Source organism: Aeromonas sp. 604282, assembly GCF_049170575.1.
Lineage (GTDB): Bacteria > Pseudomonadota > Gammaproteobacteria > Enterobacterales > Aeromonadaceae > Aeromonas > Aeromonas veronii_A.
Genome location: NZ_JAAKMV010000004.1, coordinates 269,075 through 285,084, shown reverse-complemented (window position 1 = coordinate 285,084; position 16,010 = coordinate 269,075). Strand labels below are relative to the sequence as shown.

The window sequence follows — 16,010 nt, the reverse complement described above, 5'->3', positions numbered from 1 at the left end:
CAGCTCACCGTGACGGCCACCATCGTCGACGCGGCGGGCAACGTCTCCCTGCCGGGCAGCGATAGCGCCACCATGGGTGACACCACCGCAGCGTCGGCTCCAGTGGTTACCATCGTCGATGACACCAATAATGACCAAATGCTGACCAAGGCCGAGATTGGCAATGATCAGATCCAGGTACGTGCCGGGATCAATCACACAGACCTGGTTGCGGGCGGCAAGGTGACGCTGACCATCAACAATGGTGGGGTGAACAGTACTGTCCAATTGACGCTCAAGGCCGATGGCACCCTGCTGGCAAGCAATGGCAAGAGCTACGGCTATCAGAACGGCACCATCAGCTGGACGGAGGCGACCCCGGCCAACGGCAAGTCGTTGACGGTGACGGCAACCCAGACCGACAAGGCGGGCAACGTCTCACTGCCGGGCAGCGACAACGCGCAGATCCTGAATGAAGCGCCGGAGACTGTGAATAAACAGGCAAACGGTCAGGAAGATGCCGCCAGCATCGCCATTCCGACCCTCAGTGGCAGCGACATTGATGGCAACGTGGTGAGTTTCACCATCAAGAGCCTGCCTGCCAACGGCATCCTCTATCTGAACGGGGTTGCGGTGACCGTGGATCAGAGCATTGCGGTGGCGGACGCCGGCAAGCTCACCTTCACTCCGAATGCGAATTGGAACGGCAACACCAGCTTCAACTATGCGGCGGTAGACAACGACGGCGCCGTGGATGCGAGTCCCGCAACCGTGACCATCAAGGTGGATGCGGTCAACGATCTGCCGACGCTGACCATCTCCAACGGGGTTGTCGTCTCTGAAGAGGGGTTGGCAAACGGCATTGCCGACACGGTCGGCAACCCGGATACCACCAATGCCATCAAGGCGTCGGGTACCCTCTCGGTGGGCGACATCGACAGCAGCACACTCAACATTTCCCTGAATGGACCGGCCGGGCTGACGTCCGGTGGGGCCAAGGTCCAGTGGAGCTGGGATGCGGGCAGCAAGACGCTGGTTGGCTACACAGGAGTGATTGGCGGCGCCGATTACAAGGCGGTGGTCGAGGTCAAGCTGACGGCACCCAATGCCAGTGGAAAGGGAGAGTGGACCTATGACGTGACCCTCAAGGGTCCCCTCGACCACGGGGATACGACCTCGGAAGACAAGTTGTCGTTCCAGCTGGATGTGGAGGTCTCCGATGGCAGCGGCGTCACCAAGGACAAGCTGGATGTCAGCGTTGAGGACGACTCCCCAATTGCCGACAACAGCGATGCCGTTTCCGTGGTGAAGACCGATATTCCGAACGTGCTGACCGGGCTCTTTGACCTGACCAAGTACAGTGGCAACCAGAGCACTCTGAACATGGCGGGCTTTACTATCAGCGCCCTGGGCTTCAAGTCGGCAACAGACTCCTCACTGGTAACGGCGGTGGTCAACGGTTCCAGCTCGGGGCTGGGGGTGGCCAGCGGAGCTGCGCCTTACCACAACCTCGCCAACGAGATTGACTTCCGTCACTTTGCTGACGGATCGTCCGCCTCCGAGCAGTTGATCGTCAGGCTGGATGCAGGCAAGGTTGCCTACGGCGCCAACATCAAGTTCAGCAAGATGTTTGGCGGCGAGCTCGAGAGCGGGGTCGTGGAGTTCTATCGCGGTGGTGTACTGATCAGTACCCTGGTATTCAACTCCAACGCATCGGGTGGGGAGTTCAACCAGAACTTCCAGGTGCAGCAGGGTGGCTTTGATACCATGGTGATTAAGGCGACCAACAACGGCAACACCAATACCTCCGACAACAGCGACTTCACCGTACAGAGCATCGAGTTCCTCGGTTCCAACACGGTGCAGGCAATCGCCTATGGTTCCGGCACCGTGACCCCGCAGTGGGGGGCGGACGGCAAGGGCTCCATCGGGCTGGTAATGGACCCGGCAACCTTCGAAAATGGTCTGCGAACGGCTTCCGGTTCTGCCATCGCCATCACCGCCAGCGGCGCCAATACCCTGGTCGGGAAGGATGCGGACGGCAACCTCGTCTTCAAGCTGGAGTTTACGCCGGCCACAGGCAAGTGGGAGTTCTTCCAGTATCAGCGTATGTCCAAACCTCTGGGTGATGGTGACATCGACTTCCAGATCCGGGTGGTGGATGGTGACGGCGACGCCAGCATTGGCTCCTTTGCAACCAAGCCTCTCTTCACGCCGCTGGTTCAGGGAGTTTCCAGCGAGAGCGTAACCGAAGGGGGCAATCTGCTGCACAAAGTCACCCTGTCAGATGCGACCCAGGAAGCGACTGAATACGATTTCGCCATTCGTGGTTCGGGCAACAACCCCGCTTCCAACCAGGATTGGGGCAATGCCCAGTTCAGCAATGGTGTGACCTATAACAGCACTACCGGCAAGATCACAGTACCAGCCGGCGTGTCGGACTTCACTGTGACCATCCCGACGGTGAACGATCGCTTGATCGAAACGAACGAGACCCTCTCGGTGACCATCGGTGGGCAGAGCGGGACCGGCACCATAGTGGACAACGATCGGGCGCCGGTGACCACGGGTGGCTACAGTGCCGGCAAGGAGGACACGCCACTGGTGCTGAAGTGGGCCCAGTTTGGTGCCAGCGATGATCAGGCCGCTTCTGACCTGAGCGTGCAGATCAACACCCTGCCGCTGAGCGGCAAGCTGGAATACCTGAACGCTGCTGGCCAGTGGATTGCGGTGAAGGTGGGGGATCTTGTCTCCTACGCCGATATCGACAGCGGCCATCTGCGCTTTGTGCCTAGCCTCAATGAATCCAGCAGCAATGCCCTCAATGGTGGCGGTACGACGACGGGCAACCAGCAAGGGGACTACGCCAATCTGGGTTACCAGATCAGCGATGGTGCCAACCTGAGTAACTCAGGCAAGCTGGTGATCGATATCACGGCGCTCGCGGACAAGCCGGTGGTCGACATCAGCCTGACGGGCAACGGCGTCCCGCTTTATACCCAGTACCCGTCGTCCGGCATCTCCACCGGGGCGTTCCAGAGCGGCAACTTCAACAAGGGCAACTTTGGCATCACCAATAGTCTGACCGACAGCACCACCAGTCAGGATCAAGTGGTGGGTGGCAACGGCAATGACTACATCGTCAGCGTTAAGGGTGGCGGCGATTACTTCGTCGGCGGTGCTGGCAATGACGTGCTGGTCGGTGGTAACTCCACCTCAGGTGACACCCTCGACGGCGGTACCGGCAACGATATCCTGGTGGCCGGGCTGGGTGGCGATACCCTGTTTGGCGGTGCCGGTACCGATCTGGCCGTACTGATGGGCTCGCGTGCCAACTATGTCATCGAGCGCAGAAGTGATGGCGGCTTCAACTTCCTGGTGAAGGAGAACGGCGTCACCATCAGCAAGTCGCTCTACGACATCGAGCTGGTGCAGTTTGATGACGGTATCTACCAGTTCAACCAGACCGACGGCACCCTGACGGCGGTACAGCCGAGCGTGGTGGATTACCCGCTCGAGATCACTGCTTCCCTGACCGACCGGGATGGTAGCGAGCAGTTCGACAGCCTGGTGCTGACCGGCATGCCGACGGGGTCGACCCTCTATCAGGGCTCCACCGCGCTCGGTACCGTGGGGGCCAATGGCACGCTGACGCTGAGCGGTCTGTGGAACCAGAGTGCACTGGACATCAAACTGACCGGTCTGACCCTGCGGGTGCCGGGCAGCAGTGCCGGCCAGTTCGACCTCAAGGTTGAAGCCATCGCCAAGGAAGTGGCGACCGATCAGACCAGCAGCGCATCGGATCAGGACTCGATCCGCATGAGCTACTTCCTTTCTACCGAAGGGGAGCCGGGCGATCAGAACCGCACCTATGGCAGCGAACACAATATCGTGGTCGGGGATCTGGATGGCAGCGTGGTGCTGCCGGGCCAGAACTACAACATCGCCTTTATGATCGACAGCTCGGGCAGTATCGGCACCAGCGCCATGAACACCATCAAGAGCCAGCTGGCACAGATCTTCGCCAGCCTCAAGGCGAGCGCAGGTAGCGAAGGGGCTGGTACAGTCAACATCATGCTGGTTGACTTTGATGCTCTGTCGAATGCCAGTATTAGTGTGAACCTGAAAGACAGCAATGCCTTGAATCAGCTGCAGGCTGTAATCGATTCCATGAGTAGCGGAGGGGGTACCAACTATGAAGATGTGTTCAAGACGGTTGCCAACTGGTTCAGTAGTTCTACGGCTCAAAGTAACAGTAATGCCAAGAATCTGACCTATTTCATTACCGATGGGCAGCCGACTTATTACCTCGGTAACGAAGGTTCCAACCCGAGGGTATTGAATTTCTCAGGTAGCAACTATGACGTCTATCTCAACAGTCTGCTTGGTGGCACCTATATTCCGGGTCGGGTATATAGCTCCAATGGCTACACCATCATCGATAGCGCTGGCCGAGTGTATGCCGATGGTAGATACAGCAACCCGATTGGTTTTATGCGTCCGGATGGTAGAGGGGGATATACCTACTCAACACTGGATGGTGATGGCGGCACTACCTCCAGCTCAACTATCAATAACTCGGTAGCAGGTTTTGGGCTGCTTACAGGGATGGGGGTTACGGTAGAAGCGATCGGACTGGGGGCCAACATCTCCTACAACGATCTCAAGTCCTACGACTCTGACGGCGTCATCATGACCGGCGTCAACGCCAGCGATTTGGCCAACGCTATTCTGGGCACGTCGGTGAACAACCTGCCGGGCAGTGACCGGATCGACGGCGGTGCTGGCGACGATATCCTGTTCGGGGATGCCATCCACTTCGCCGGTATCAATGGTGAAGGCTACGCGGCCATCAAGCAGTATGTGGCCGGCAAGCTGGGCGCAGGCTCGGTGACCGATGCCCAGGTCCATGACTACATCACGGACCATGCCAGCGAGTTCGATCAGTCCTCCAGCAATGACAAGGCGGACGTGCTAATTGGTGGGGATGGCAACGACATCCTGTTCGGTCAGGGTGGCGATGACTTCCTGTTCGGTGGTGCCGGCAACGACATCCTGTTCGGTGGTGCCGGCAACGACACCCTGTATGGCGAGAGCGGCAACGATACCCTGTACGGTGGCAGTGGCAACGATACCCTGTTTGGTGGAATCGGCGACGATAACCTGATCGGCGGTCTGGGCAATGACATCCTGGTCGGCGGGCTTGGCAATGACATCCTCAAGGGGGATGGCGGTGCCGATACCTTCACCTGGCTGCAGGGCGACACAGCCGCAGGCAGCGTTGCCAAGGATTACGTGGTCGACTTCTCCAAGGCGGAAGGTGACAAGCTGGATCTGAGCGACCTGCTGGATCACGATGGTTCTCGTAACCAGAACGATCTGAAGAGCCTGCTGTCGGTGTTCCAGGACAATGAGGGGGTACATCTACAGGTCAAGGAGAGCAGTACTGCGCCGGTGACTCAGGAGATTGTACTGATGAACCATACCTTCGATAGTCTGACGGGGGGGGCCGGTACCACTGCCAACCAGGTGATCGATTACATGTTGACTAACAACATGCTCGATATCGACAAGTAAGCCCAACTCGGGGCAATAAAAAAGCGGCAGAGTAATCTGCCGCTTTTTTTATCTTTGCAGGTAAGTGAAATCAGTTGCCGAGGGTGGCGAACAGGCTCTGCTCCAGAGAGCCGCGGGAGACACAGACCGGCTTGATGGACGGGGCTGGTACGCGCTCGCCTGAGGATTCAACAAAGAACAGCTCGGTGTTGCCCTTGACGTTGACAGTGGCCACGCTGCTGTTGCCGCTCTGGGTGATGATCAGGTTGATCTGCAGGTTTGGGTTGCCCAGTGCTACTTTTGAACCAATGGTACCGCAGTCCAGCCACTCCAGTCCGTCGGCTGATTGGTTGACATTGGCGGTCATCAGGCCGGCACCGCGCTGACTGTTTTCGATGGTGAGGCCGTGATCGGTGAACCATTTCTCGGCGCGAGCCCATACCAGATCCACCGGGATCGCCATCTCCTGGGTATTGTTGGTCGCTTTGGCGACCGGCGGATTGTAGCGATACTCCTCACCACCGTTATTGTCACCAGCACAACCCGCCAGCAACAGCGCCAATGCGCACCCCATCATCTTTTTCATCTTGCTTCTCTCGTCCATTTATCAGGCCATTGGCCAACCGGTGCCTATTATCACCTGAGCGACAACCTCTGTCAGCATGCGTGCTGCATCGGTGTGAAAGAAGGGGTTACCGGGGGTGCTTTACAAAATTGGTTTGCTATCATAGATTTGCTCGAAATTCCTCCATAAGCGCCTCTGTGACCAACATGCTTACCCCGGATCTGCTGCAGCAGATCATCGACCAGTTGCCAATGAGTATCTTTTGTCGTGATAGGCATGGTCGCTACCTGTTTGCCAATCGTGAATTTGCCATTGAGGCCAGGCTGGGTTCACCCGCCGAGGTGGTCGGCAAGAGTGATGCAGAGATGCCATGGGGTGATGTATTTCGCATTGAGGATGCGCAGTTGCTGACGGGGGGGGGTCCCTTGCTTCATCAACAGTTGCACTGCAACCGGGGCGGTGAGACCTGCTGGATGGAGGTGCACAAGATCCCGCTTTACACGGCTCAGGGTGAGCCATATGCCGTATTCGGAATGGTCAACGAGATTGCCCAGCGCAAGCACCTGGAACAGACGGTCAAAAAACAGCAGTTGTTGCAGCGTTTTCTGCTCGATGCCATCCCTGACCTGATCCGTTTCGATGATCACAACGGGGTGTTGCTGGAGTGTAACCAGGCATTTCTCGACTTTATTGGTCAGGGGGCGGATGAGGTGCTGGGTCAGCAGATACCATATCGGTTGGCGGCCCCCCAAGGGATGGGCCGCGGCGAATGTTGCCTGCTGGATGCCAGCGGGCAGGGGCGGCACATGGAGATCACCCGGGTCGATGTCCCCGATGGTGATGGTCACTCCCTCGGGATCCTGACGCTGGGACGCGATATCACCGGCTTGCGGACCACCCAGGCGCAGTTGCAGCAGGAGCAGCACTACGACAGCCTCACCGGGCTGCTCAAACTCTCCCGTTTCTTGCAGACCAGCCGCCATTTGGGGGGCCGCAGCGCCACGCTGGTGCTGGTCGATCTGCACCACTTTCGTGAGGTTAACGATCGTTTCGGGATCCGGATTGCCGATCGCCTGCTGAGCCAGGTGGCCAAGCGACTACAGCAGTTGGTTCCGCCGCGAACCCTGCTTTGCCGTGTGGCTGCCGATGACTTTTGTCTGCTACTTCCCGAGTTCAACGAGCCTTTGCTGGAGTGGAACCAGCATCTGCAGCAGCAGTTGATGGAGTTCTATCAGGTGGAAGAGCATCGTATCCAGATCCCGGTGTTTCTGGGGTTGGCTCAGGGGCGGGCAAACGATGCCGAGCGGTTGCTTAGCCACGCCGAAGCAGCGTTGGCGCAGGGCAAGCGGCAGCAGCAGTACTGCACCCTGTTTGATCCTTATCTGCAGGCGAGACTTAAGCGGCGCCAGCTGATCGCCGCCCAGTTGCCGCTCGCCATCAAGTCATCCCAGCTGATTGCCGTCTATCAACCCATTATCAGCAGCACAACCCATCAGCTTTGTGGCGCAGAATTACTTTGCCGCTGGCCGCATCCTGAACTTGGCATGATCTCGCCGGAAGAGTTCATTCCACTGGCGGAAGAGATGGGGATCATCGGCCAACTTGGTCAGCTGATGCTGGAGTTGGGGTGTGCTCAGTTGGCCCAGTGGCAAACCGCTCGGTCGGATATGGTGCTCTCCATCAACCTTTCGCCGTTGCAGTTTCGTGATCCGGCGCTCTGCAAGCTGGTGCAGGGCTGCATTGCCCGTCATGGTCTGAATGCAGGCCAGCTGGAGCTGGAGATCACTGAAGGAGTCTTGATGGAGAATGCCGATGAGATTGAGACCAACCTAGATAACCTGATCGCCGCCGGTTTTCAACTGGCCATCGATGATTTCGGTACCGGGTATTGCTCGCTGGCCTATCTGCCAAGGCTCAAGGTCGCCACGCTCAAGCTGGATCGCAGCTTCACCCAGGGGTTGGTCAGCAACAGTGCCACCACCGCCATCGTGCGATCGGTCATCGGACTTGGCCATGAGCTGGGGATCCGCATTACTGCAGAAGGGGTGGAAACCGTCGAGCAGCAGTTGTGGCTGACCCAGGCGGGTTGTGATCGGCTACAGGGCTATCTGTTCAGCCCCCCGTTGCCGCCCGACCAGTTTGCCGCCAGTTATTTGTGACAGTCTGCAATAACAGAGAGGCCACCCACAGGTGGCCTCTCTGTTTGTGGCAGGGATCAATCCTGAAAGTAGGTGCCCCAGCCATCGTAGTCCACCCCGTATTTTTCCAGGATGGGCAGCATCTTTTCGATATCGGCAACGATGGCTTCGACATCCAGTTTGCACTCGATGGTGGCATCGAAGCAGAAGATGGTGGCGCCGTCATCCAGCTCCATCTCTTCGGCATCGGTCACTTCAAATCCGGCCTTGAACAGGTCAACCGCTGCTTTTTCCAAACGGTCGAAATCCTGGCAGGCGAAGTGGTGCTCGATGTCGTAATCCGCATCGGGATTGCTGCCATCGGCCAGCAGTTCGTTGACGATCTCGGTGGTCTCATCACGCCACTCTTGCATATTCAGACTCATGTTGCCTCCAGGCGGTATCATTGCGGCAAAGCATACTCGCAGAGTGGATTCGGCTCAATGTGGCTGACCTGCTGACCCTCTAATTTCTATCATATTGACGCTGCCTGTAGGCATGCAGGGGCCAGCAAGTGTGGGAAAAGGGACTGAAATGGGTGATATATGGCCATGGCGTTCAGTTGTTGAGCGAACGCGCTTTTTATCGTGCCATCATGGTTGACACTCTGCGCAGGAAAGGGTTTAATGCGCGCCGTTGCCCAGATAGCTCAGTCGGTAGAGCAGGGGATTGAAAATCCCCGTGTCGGCGGTTCGATTCCGTCTCTGGGCACCACAATTCCTCCTTAGTTCAGTCGGTAGAACGGCGGACTGTTAATCCGTATGTCACTGGTTCAAGTCCAGTAGGAGGAGCCAAATTCGAAAAGCCCGCTCAATCGAGCGGGCTTTTTCATTTCTAGTTGCTGTTGCATGCCGCCAAAAAGAGCGTCGCACCACAGGTGGCACTGAACAACAGCATTCCGGTCTGCAGCATGTTGCCAGGGCAGGGCTTCTTTTCTCTTTTTCTGGCCCTGATCCACTTCGGTTTCATCACGTTTCCTTATCCATTTTGTCGCACTCCTGTGCAGGCTCGCCATCTTTGTTGAATGGCGCGATGGCGTCAATCTCCCTCGCAAAACAATTAATTCAGCACAGTTGAACCGTGTATTCTCTGGAGATGTTTCGACCTTTAAGCCATTGTAAACATTTTGGAAAACCGGAGTGACCCTGGTGCAGGGCGGGGATATGATGAGATCAATGATGTTCCCATCCTGACGGAGAGATCCCAGATGAACAGCCCCTTGAGCTATGTACTGGACGGCATCCACTGCGAGCCGCACTTTTTTAACGTTCCCCTCGATCATGATGAGCCGGATGGTGATAGCATTACCCTGTTTGCCCGTACCCTCTGCCGTAAAGACAAGCTCGATGAGAAGTTGCCCTGGCTGCTGTTTTTGCAAGGGGGGCCGGGATTCGGGGCGCCGCGCCCGACGGCTAACAGTGGTTGGCTCAAGCGGGCGTTGCAGGAGTTCAGAGTGCTGCTGCTGGATCAGCGTGGCACCGGGATGTCGAGCCCCATCCATGGGCATATTCTGGCCAAAATGACACCGACCGAGCAGGCGGAGTATCTCGGCCATTTTCGCGCCGACAGCATAGTGCAAGATGCCGAGTTCATCCGGCAGGAGCTCAGCCCCAAGCATCGCTGGAGCCTGCTGGGGCAAAGTTTTGGCGGTTTTTGCTGCCTGACCTATCTCTCGCTCTTCCCCGATAGCCTGCGGGAGGTCTATATCACCGGCGGCATCGCGCCGATTGGCCGCAGCGCCGAGGAGGTTTACCGCGCCACCTACCAGAGGGTGGCTGACAAGAACCGTGCCTTCTTCGCCCGTTTCCCCCACGTTCAGGGGATTGCCAACCGGTTGGCCAACCATCTGCACCAGCATGATGTGCGGCTGCCCAACGGTCAGCGCCTGACGGTGGAGCAGTTCCAGCAGCAAGGGCTGGATCTCGGTGCTACTGGTGCCTTTGAGGAGCTTTATTACCTGCTGGAAGAGGCCTTTATCGGCGACAAGCTGAGCCCGGCCTTTCTCTATCAGGTGCAGAGCATGCAGCCATTCAATACCAACCCGCTGTTTGCCATCCTGCACGAGGCTATCTACGCCGAGGGGGAGGCGACTCGCTGGGCGGCGGACCGGGTCAGAGGGGAGTTTCCTGCGGTGAACTGGGTGCCCGGCAAGGATTTCACCTTCACCGGAGAGATGGTTTACCCCTGGATGTTCGAGCAGTTCCGCGAGTTGCAGCCCCTGAAAGAGGCGGCTCATCTGCTGGCCAACAAGGCGGACTGGGGGGCGCTCTATAATCCGGCCCAACTGGCCCGCAACAAGGTGCCGGTAGCATGCGCCGTTTATGCCGAGGATATGTATGTGGAGTTTGACTACAGTCGCGAAACTCTGCGTGGTCTTGGCAACAGTCGCGCCTGGATCACCAATGAGTATGAGCACAACGGTTTGCGTGCCGATGGTGAGGCGATTCTTGATCGCCTGATCGCGTTGAATCGCGACCGTTAATTGCCGTTATCGGCAACCATCGCGGGAGCCCGGACTCCCGCGATGGTTGTGATGGATGGTTGTTATGAAAGCGTGACTCCCTGAACCTTGACTCGTATCCGCCAGACGATGAGTGGATTGCTGGCTGATTAATTTCCCCCTCTTTCACTGTATCTGCCGATCCCTCACCATATACTTGCCAAACGACTCTGAATTGAGCGGCAGTCAAATCGATTGACCAGCCCTTGCTCGTTACCATTAGAAAGTCGCTCTACCGCTCTGTATCCCGCGTATCAGATATGCCATCTCTGCATGCCCCACTATCAGGGGGATGGGATGGTTGTGCTTTTCAATCAAGATAAGGATGTATGATGAGAAAGTCTCTGTTGGCCTGCTCCCTGTTGCTGTGCCCTGTCGTGTTTGCTGCCGCCCCCCATTGGGAATATAGCGGTGAGGCGGGGCCTGCCCACTGGGCCAAGCTGACCCCTGAGTTTGGTCAGTGTGCGGGCAGCAATCAGTCGCCGGTTGACCTGAGCGGATTGGTCGAGGCCAAACTGGCCCCGCTGGTACTCCACTATCAGGCGGGTGGCAACACAGTGGTCAACAACGGTCATACCGTGCAGGTCGGTTATGCCCCGGGCAGCACCTTGCAACTCGATGGCACCACGTTTGAACTAAAGCAGTTCCACTTCCACGCCCCGAGTGAGAACCTCATCGAGGGCAAATCCTATCCGCTGGAAGGGCATTTGGTACACGTCAGTGACAAGGGAGAGATCGCCGTGGTGGCGGTGATGTTCGAGGCTGGTAAGGCCAATCCGGCACTGGCGTCAGCCTGGGGTGAACTACCGGCCAAGGTGGGGGAGATCCACACCCTCAAGGCACCGCTCTCTGCTGAGCAACTACTGCCCGAGAATCGTGACTACTATCGCTTCAGCGGCTCCCTTACGACGCCTCCCTGCTCGGAAGGAGTGCGCTGGCTGGTGATGAAGCAGCCGGTTGAGGTTAGTCAGGCCCAGACCGACGCCTTCAAGGCGGTGATGCACCACCCCAACAACCGGCCGGTTCAACCGCTCAATGGGCGCGTGGTCCTGCAATAACACAGCGTTGCAATAGCACAGTAGATAGCAAAAACAACAAGAGGGCCGTCAGGCCCTCTTTTACATGGCGAGGTATCGGTGTGCGATTACAGGCTAGCAGCGATGCGGGCGCCGAGGGCCGCGTTGTTCAGTACCAGCTGGATGTTGGCTGCCAGCGAGTTGCCGCCGGTCAGTTCGCAGACGCGGGCCAGCAGGAAGGGGGTTGACGCCTTGCCCTTGATCCCCTGCTCGTCCGCTTCATGGAGCGCTCGGGCGATGGCCGCGTCGATATCGGCTTTCGGCATGGCGTGTGCGGTCGGGATGGGGTTGGCCACTACGGCGCCGCCCGCCAGTCCCAGCTCCCACTTGAGGCGCAGCGCCTCGGCGATGGCTGCCGGGGTATCGAGGCGATAGTCAACCTTGAAGCCGCTCTCGCGGGTGTAGAAGGCGGGCAGCTCGCCCGTTTGATAGCCGATCACCGGCACGCCCTGGGTCTCCAGATACTCCAGCGTCAGGCCGATATCGAGGATCGACTTGGCACCGGCGCAGACCACAGCCACCGGCGTTTGTGCCAGCTCCTGCAGGTCGGCTGAGATATCGAAGGTCTCCTGCGCACCGCGATGTACCCCGCCAATACCGCCGGTGGCAAAGACCCGGATCCCCGCCATGGCGGCGATGATCATGGTGGATGCGACGGTAGTAGCGCCCATTCCCTTGCGTGCCAGCACGAACGGAATATCCCGGCGGCTGCACTTGGTTACGTCGTGGCCTGCCCGGCCCAGCGCTTCCAGCGCCCCCGCATCGAGACCCACCTTGAGGCGGCCGTCGAGGATGGCGATAGTGGCTGGAATAGCGCCGTTATCGCGTACCACTTGCTCTACCTGACGGGCCGTCTCCACGTTCTGCGGATAGGGCATGCCGTGGGAGATAATGGTGGATTCGAGGGCAACGACTGGTTTGCCAGCGGCCAGCGCGGCAGCAACTTCCGGTTGAATATCGAGGTAAGTATTCAGCATGGGTACTCCTCCAGTATGCGGTCAACGGCGGTTTTGCAGAGACCGGAAAAAACGGTATCGGAACAATTGACGGTGAGGGCGGCACAGCCCAGGGCAAAACGGGTGGTCTGTGTGATATCGAGATCTTGCAGCCAGGCGTGGGCGAGGCCGGCCATAAAGGCATCCCCGCCACCGGTGACGTTGAGCACCGGGCTGCCCAGTATCGGCAGGTGGCCCTGCTGCTCGCCGTCGCTATAGAAGATCCCCTGCTCACCCAGACTGAGGAACAATCGCTTGACTCCGGCGCGGTGGAACCAGGCGGCTACCATGGGCCAAGAGTCTGGCCCGGCGATGGTCATGCCACACAACTGTTCGGCTTCGCTGCGATTGGGTTTGAGGGTGTGGATCTTGCCGAGCCAGGGGCGGATCTTCTCCACCTTGGCCACCGAGACGGTATCGACAAAGATGGCGTGATCCCCCTGTCGTTCGAACAGCCAGTCGAGGGTGTGGATGGCCAGATTGGTGTCGAGCACCCAGAGCTTGGCACCCCCGAGAAAGCCGCCAAGGGGGGTCAGGCGGGCAGGGGTGAGCTGCTCTATGATAGCCATGTCGTTAATGGCGCAGCTCATTTCACCGCTCCCATCGTGAATGCTGAGGTAGCAGGAGGTCGCGTGACCATCGAGCACCAGGGTCTGGCGTACATCGACGCCGGCTCGTTGACTCACCTCTAGCAGATGGTGACCATACTGGTCGTTGCCGACGGCAGTCAGCAACCGGGTATCGCTCCCTAATCGCGCCAGATTCTCGGCGATATTGCGGCCGACACCACCGGCTGAAGTGCGCACTTTGCCCGGGTTGGAGTCACCGAGCAGCAGGTTGTCGTGGCTGGTACCGCATATATCCATATTGGCACCGCCGATCACGACTACATAGGGCCCCTCTCGCAGTACATAGCCTCTGCCCTGCACATATCCCTGCCGGATCAGGCTGGAGATATGGCTGGCCAGCGCAGAGCGGCTAATGCCGAGGTTGTCGGCCAGATCCTGCTGGGCAATCATGGGATCCTGACGCAACAGGGCGAGGATCTCTTGTTCACGCTCGGTCATAGACAAATATCCATTTAAAAACGTTTGTCTATTATTGCTGATAAACGTTTTCTAGCTATCGGGTTATACAAAATTTGTCGGTTCGCGCACAAAAAAACGTCATGTGGGTTGGTTGGTGAACGGGTAAGCCGGCCGAAGTATTTTTCACCGGGTTGACGTTCCATTGCGGCTTATAATGGCCGCAGCAAGATGAGGAGAGATAATGGAAAAGAGTGCATTCTGCTGTGTGGGGCTGGTCAATCCCAAGTCCCCGGAAAATGTCGGCTCGGTGATGCGGGCTGCGGGTTGCTACGGAGTGGATGAGGTCTACTACACCGGCAACCGATTTGAGCTGGCACGCCGCTTTGCCACTGATACCAAGCAGATGGTGGAGAAGATCCCGCTGCTCGGGGTGGATGACCTGATGGCGTTTATCCCGCAAGGTTGTGTGCCCGTGGTGGTCGATCTGATCGACGGAGCCACGCCGCTCCCGGACTACGTTCATCCGGAGCGTGCCTTCTATATCTTCGGACCGGAGGATGGCACACTCGATCCCGCACTCTACGGGGCGGTGAAAGATGTGGTTTATGTGCCGACCCGGGGTTGCATGAATCTGGCTGCCTCGGTCAATGTGATCCTCTATGATCGGTTGGCCAAGGGAATGAGGGGAGAGTAATTAGCGCAACGCTATCACTCAGTTGCAGGGCTGGTCGCCACTTTCTGCTCCAGCTCTTTGATAAAACCCTGATAGTAGTCATAGAGCTGATAGTGCTTATAGATCTCTGCCAAAGCCCCGCTGCGGATCAACTGAACCATCTCCTTATCCCAGAGCTGCAACATCCGGTTGCCTTGCTGGGTATTGGCAAAGATGGGATAGGTCGGGATCCAGCGCAGGAAGACACGATGCAGCTCGGGAGGGATAGCCTCATCCACATAGAGCACGCCGGCAGTCAGGTAATAACGATAACGCTCTTTACCGAGCAGTTGCAGAGCCAGCTCATCGCTATCAATTTCATGCCACAGCATGTTGACCGTAATGTATTTGTCGAATGTCCAGCCTCGTCGCCATATCACGGTTTGCCCTTCCAGACTTTGCTCTCCCTGCCACTGGGGCTGCCATTTTTTGAGCATGAATACGGTCAGGTCATCGGCTGATGCCGCATAGCGAGGCTGTTGTACGCCGGAGACTTCATCGCGATATACCCCCATGGCGATATCTCCTCCTTTTTTAGCAATAATCGCGAGGGCACGTTTATAGGGCACAATATGGGGGATGACCTGGTAACCGTGAGGCTGGTAGATGGCTCGCACCAGATCAAGATAAAGGCCTTTGCCATCCTTTTGACAAAAACCGGGCCAATCATCGCAATAAACGTCAATAGACTCTGCCCGGCAATTAACCGCAGTACACAGACAACAGAGCAACAGACAGATGCGTAGCATGGTCAGAGCTGGCCTCACTGGGGTAGAGGAAAAACACTCATGACCTACTTTATACCATGGCATTGATGGTGACGGCGTACAGAAAAAATCCATGATGTTCATTTTGCGACAGGGTCGAGGGTTATTTTCAATCTGATGGTTATGATGGTCTCAAGATTCAATAGCACCCCAATCAGTAGAGGAGACTGCGTTATGCCATCGATCAAAACTCTGCTTTGTCCTGTCGATTTTTCCCAAATGTCCCGGACTGTACTCGACTATGCCGTATTCATGGCGCAGAGCCATCAGGCCCAGCTCAAGCTGATCCATGTCGTTGACCAACTACACGGCTTTGACAGTTACAAAATTCTTCATATGACCGCTGTTGAGATCACTCACGAAATGGAGCGTCAGGCCAGAACCCAACTCAAGGAACTGATTGCAACCCTCCCTATCCCGGCTACGTTTGACATTCGTTTTGGCCGAGCGGCGGATGAAATCATTATTCAGGCCAAGGAAGACGAGGTTGAACTTATCGTCATGGGCAGCCACGGTCGTTCCGGTATCAGTCATCTGCTGGTAGGCAGCGTTGCCGAGTCCGTGGTGCGTCATGCTCCGTGTCCGGTACTGGTGGTGCGCCAATGATTCACTGTATAGCAACACAATAAAAAACAAGGCCAGCTCTTGCTGGCCT

General features: G+C 57.4%; 12 protein-coding genes and 2 tRNA genes. 8 read left to right on the top strand and 6 right to left on the bottom strand.

Annotation, left to right across the window (positions count from 1 at the left end; genetic code table 11):
- On the top strand, positions 1 to 5,556 hold a 5,556-nt coding region (locus G5367_RS07905), incomplete at its 5' end, for a type I secretion C-terminal target domain-containing protein (RefSeq protein WP_421244993.1).
- Between the two features lie 70 nt (positions 5,557 to 5,626).
- Here G5367_RS07905 and G5367_RS07900 read toward each other — a convergent pair.
- Positions 5,627 to 6,121 (bottom strand): hypothetical protein, encoded by a 495-nt coding sequence (locus G5367_RS07900; protein WP_421244994.1) that lies wholly within the window; start codon positions 6,119 to 6,121, stop codon positions 5,627 to 5,629.
- A gap of 185 nt (positions 6,122 to 6,306) precedes the next feature.
- Here G5367_RS07900 and G5367_RS07895 point away from each other — a divergent pair, with 185 nt between their 5' ends.
- A complete protein-coding gene (locus G5367_RS07895) occupies positions 6,307 to 8,259 on the top strand; it encodes an EAL and GGDEF domain-containing protein (RefSeq protein WP_419772926.1) in 1,953 nt (650 codons plus the stop codon).
- Positions 8,260 to 8,315: 56 nt separating this feature from the next.
- Here the strand turns inward: G5367_RS07895 and rraB are convergent, their stop codons facing one another.
- Positions 8,316 to 8,651: a ribonuclease E inhibitor RraB gene (gene rraB / locus G5367_RS07890; RefSeq protein ID WP_041234500.1), complete on the bottom strand. Its 336-nt coding sequence runs from the start codon at positions 8,649 to 8,651 to the stop codon at positions 8,316 to 8,318.
- Between the two features lie 264 nt (positions 8,652 to 8,915).
- Between rraB and G5367_RS07885 the strand changes: the two genes are divergently transcribed.
- Positions 8,916 to 8,991, top strand: a tRNA-Phe gene (locus tag G5367_RS07885).
- 4 nt (positions 8,992 to 8,995) lie between these two features.
- Positions 8,996 to 9,071, top strand: a tRNA-Asn gene (locus G5367_RS07880).
- Here G5367_RS07880 and G5367_RS07875 read toward each other — a convergent pair.
- Positions 9,050 to 9,292: a hypothetical protein gene (locus G5367_RS07875; RefSeq protein WP_421213085.1), complete on the bottom strand. Its 243-nt coding sequence runs from the start codon at positions 9,290 to 9,292 to the stop codon at positions 9,050 to 9,052. The genes G5367_RS07880 and G5367_RS07875 overlap by 22 nt on opposite strands.
- A 192-nt stretch (positions 9,293 to 9,484) precedes the next feature.
- On the opposite strand from G5367_RS07875, the gene G5367_RS07870 reads away from it, so the two are divergent.
- Both G5367_RS07870 and G5367_RS07865 read left to right on the top strand, forming a co-directional pair.
- Positions 9,485 to 10,759, top strand: a complete 1,275-nt coding sequence (locus G5367_RS07870; protein WP_421244995.1) for an alpha/beta fold hydrolase — start codon at positions 9,485 to 9,487, stop codon at positions 10,757 to 10,759.
- A gap of 350 nt (positions 10,760 to 11,109) precedes the next feature.
- Positions 11,110 to 11,835 carry a carbonic anhydrase gene (locus tag G5367_RS07865; RefSeq protein WP_421245006.1) on the top strand — a complete coding sequence of 242 codons (726 nt, stop codon included), beginning with the start codon at positions 11,110 to 11,112 and terminating at the stop codon, positions 11,833 to 11,835.
- Positions 11,836 to 11,921: 86 nt separating this feature from the next.
- Here the strand turns inward: G5367_RS07865 and G5367_RS07860 are convergent, their stop codons facing one another.
- Together G5367_RS07860 and G5367_RS07855 are read right to left on the bottom strand one after the other, a co-directional pair.
- A complete protein-coding gene (locus G5367_RS07860; RefSeq protein ID WP_005348314.1) occupies positions 11,922 to 12,830 on the bottom strand; it encodes a pseudouridine-5'-phosphate glycosidase in 909 nt (302 codons plus the stop codon).
- Positions 12,824 to 13,915, bottom strand: a complete 1,092-nt coding sequence (locus tag G5367_RS07855) for a PfkB family carbohydrate kinase (RefSeq protein ID WP_236348681.1) — start codon at positions 13,913 to 13,915, stop codon at positions 12,824 to 12,826. Before G5367_RS07855 ends, G5367_RS07860 begins: the two co-directional genes overlap by 7 nt.
- A gap of 202 nt (positions 13,916 to 14,117) precedes the next feature.
- Here G5367_RS07855 and G5367_RS07850 point away from each other — a divergent pair, with 202 nt between their 5' ends.
- Positions 14,118 to 14,570, top strand: a complete 453-nt coding sequence (locus tag G5367_RS07850) for an RNA methyltransferase (protein WP_005348310.1) — start codon at positions 14,118 to 14,120, stop codon at positions 14,568 to 14,570.
- 14 nt (positions 14,571 to 14,584) lie between these two features.
- Here G5367_RS07850 and G5367_RS07845 read toward each other — a convergent pair whose 3' ends face one another.
- A complete protein-coding gene (locus tag G5367_RS07845; RefSeq protein ID WP_421245007.1) occupies positions 14,585 to 15,337 on the bottom strand; it encodes a hypothetical protein in 753 nt (250 codons plus the stop codon).
- A gap of 192 nt (positions 15,338 to 15,529) precedes the next feature.
- On the opposite strand from G5367_RS07845, the gene G5367_RS07840 reads away from it, so the two are divergent.
- Entirely contained in the window at positions 15,530 to 15,961 is a 432-nt protein-coding gene (locus G5367_RS07840; RefSeq protein ID WP_005348306.1) for a universal stress protein, read from the top strand.
- Positions 15,962 to 16,010 lie beyond the last annotated feature (49 nt).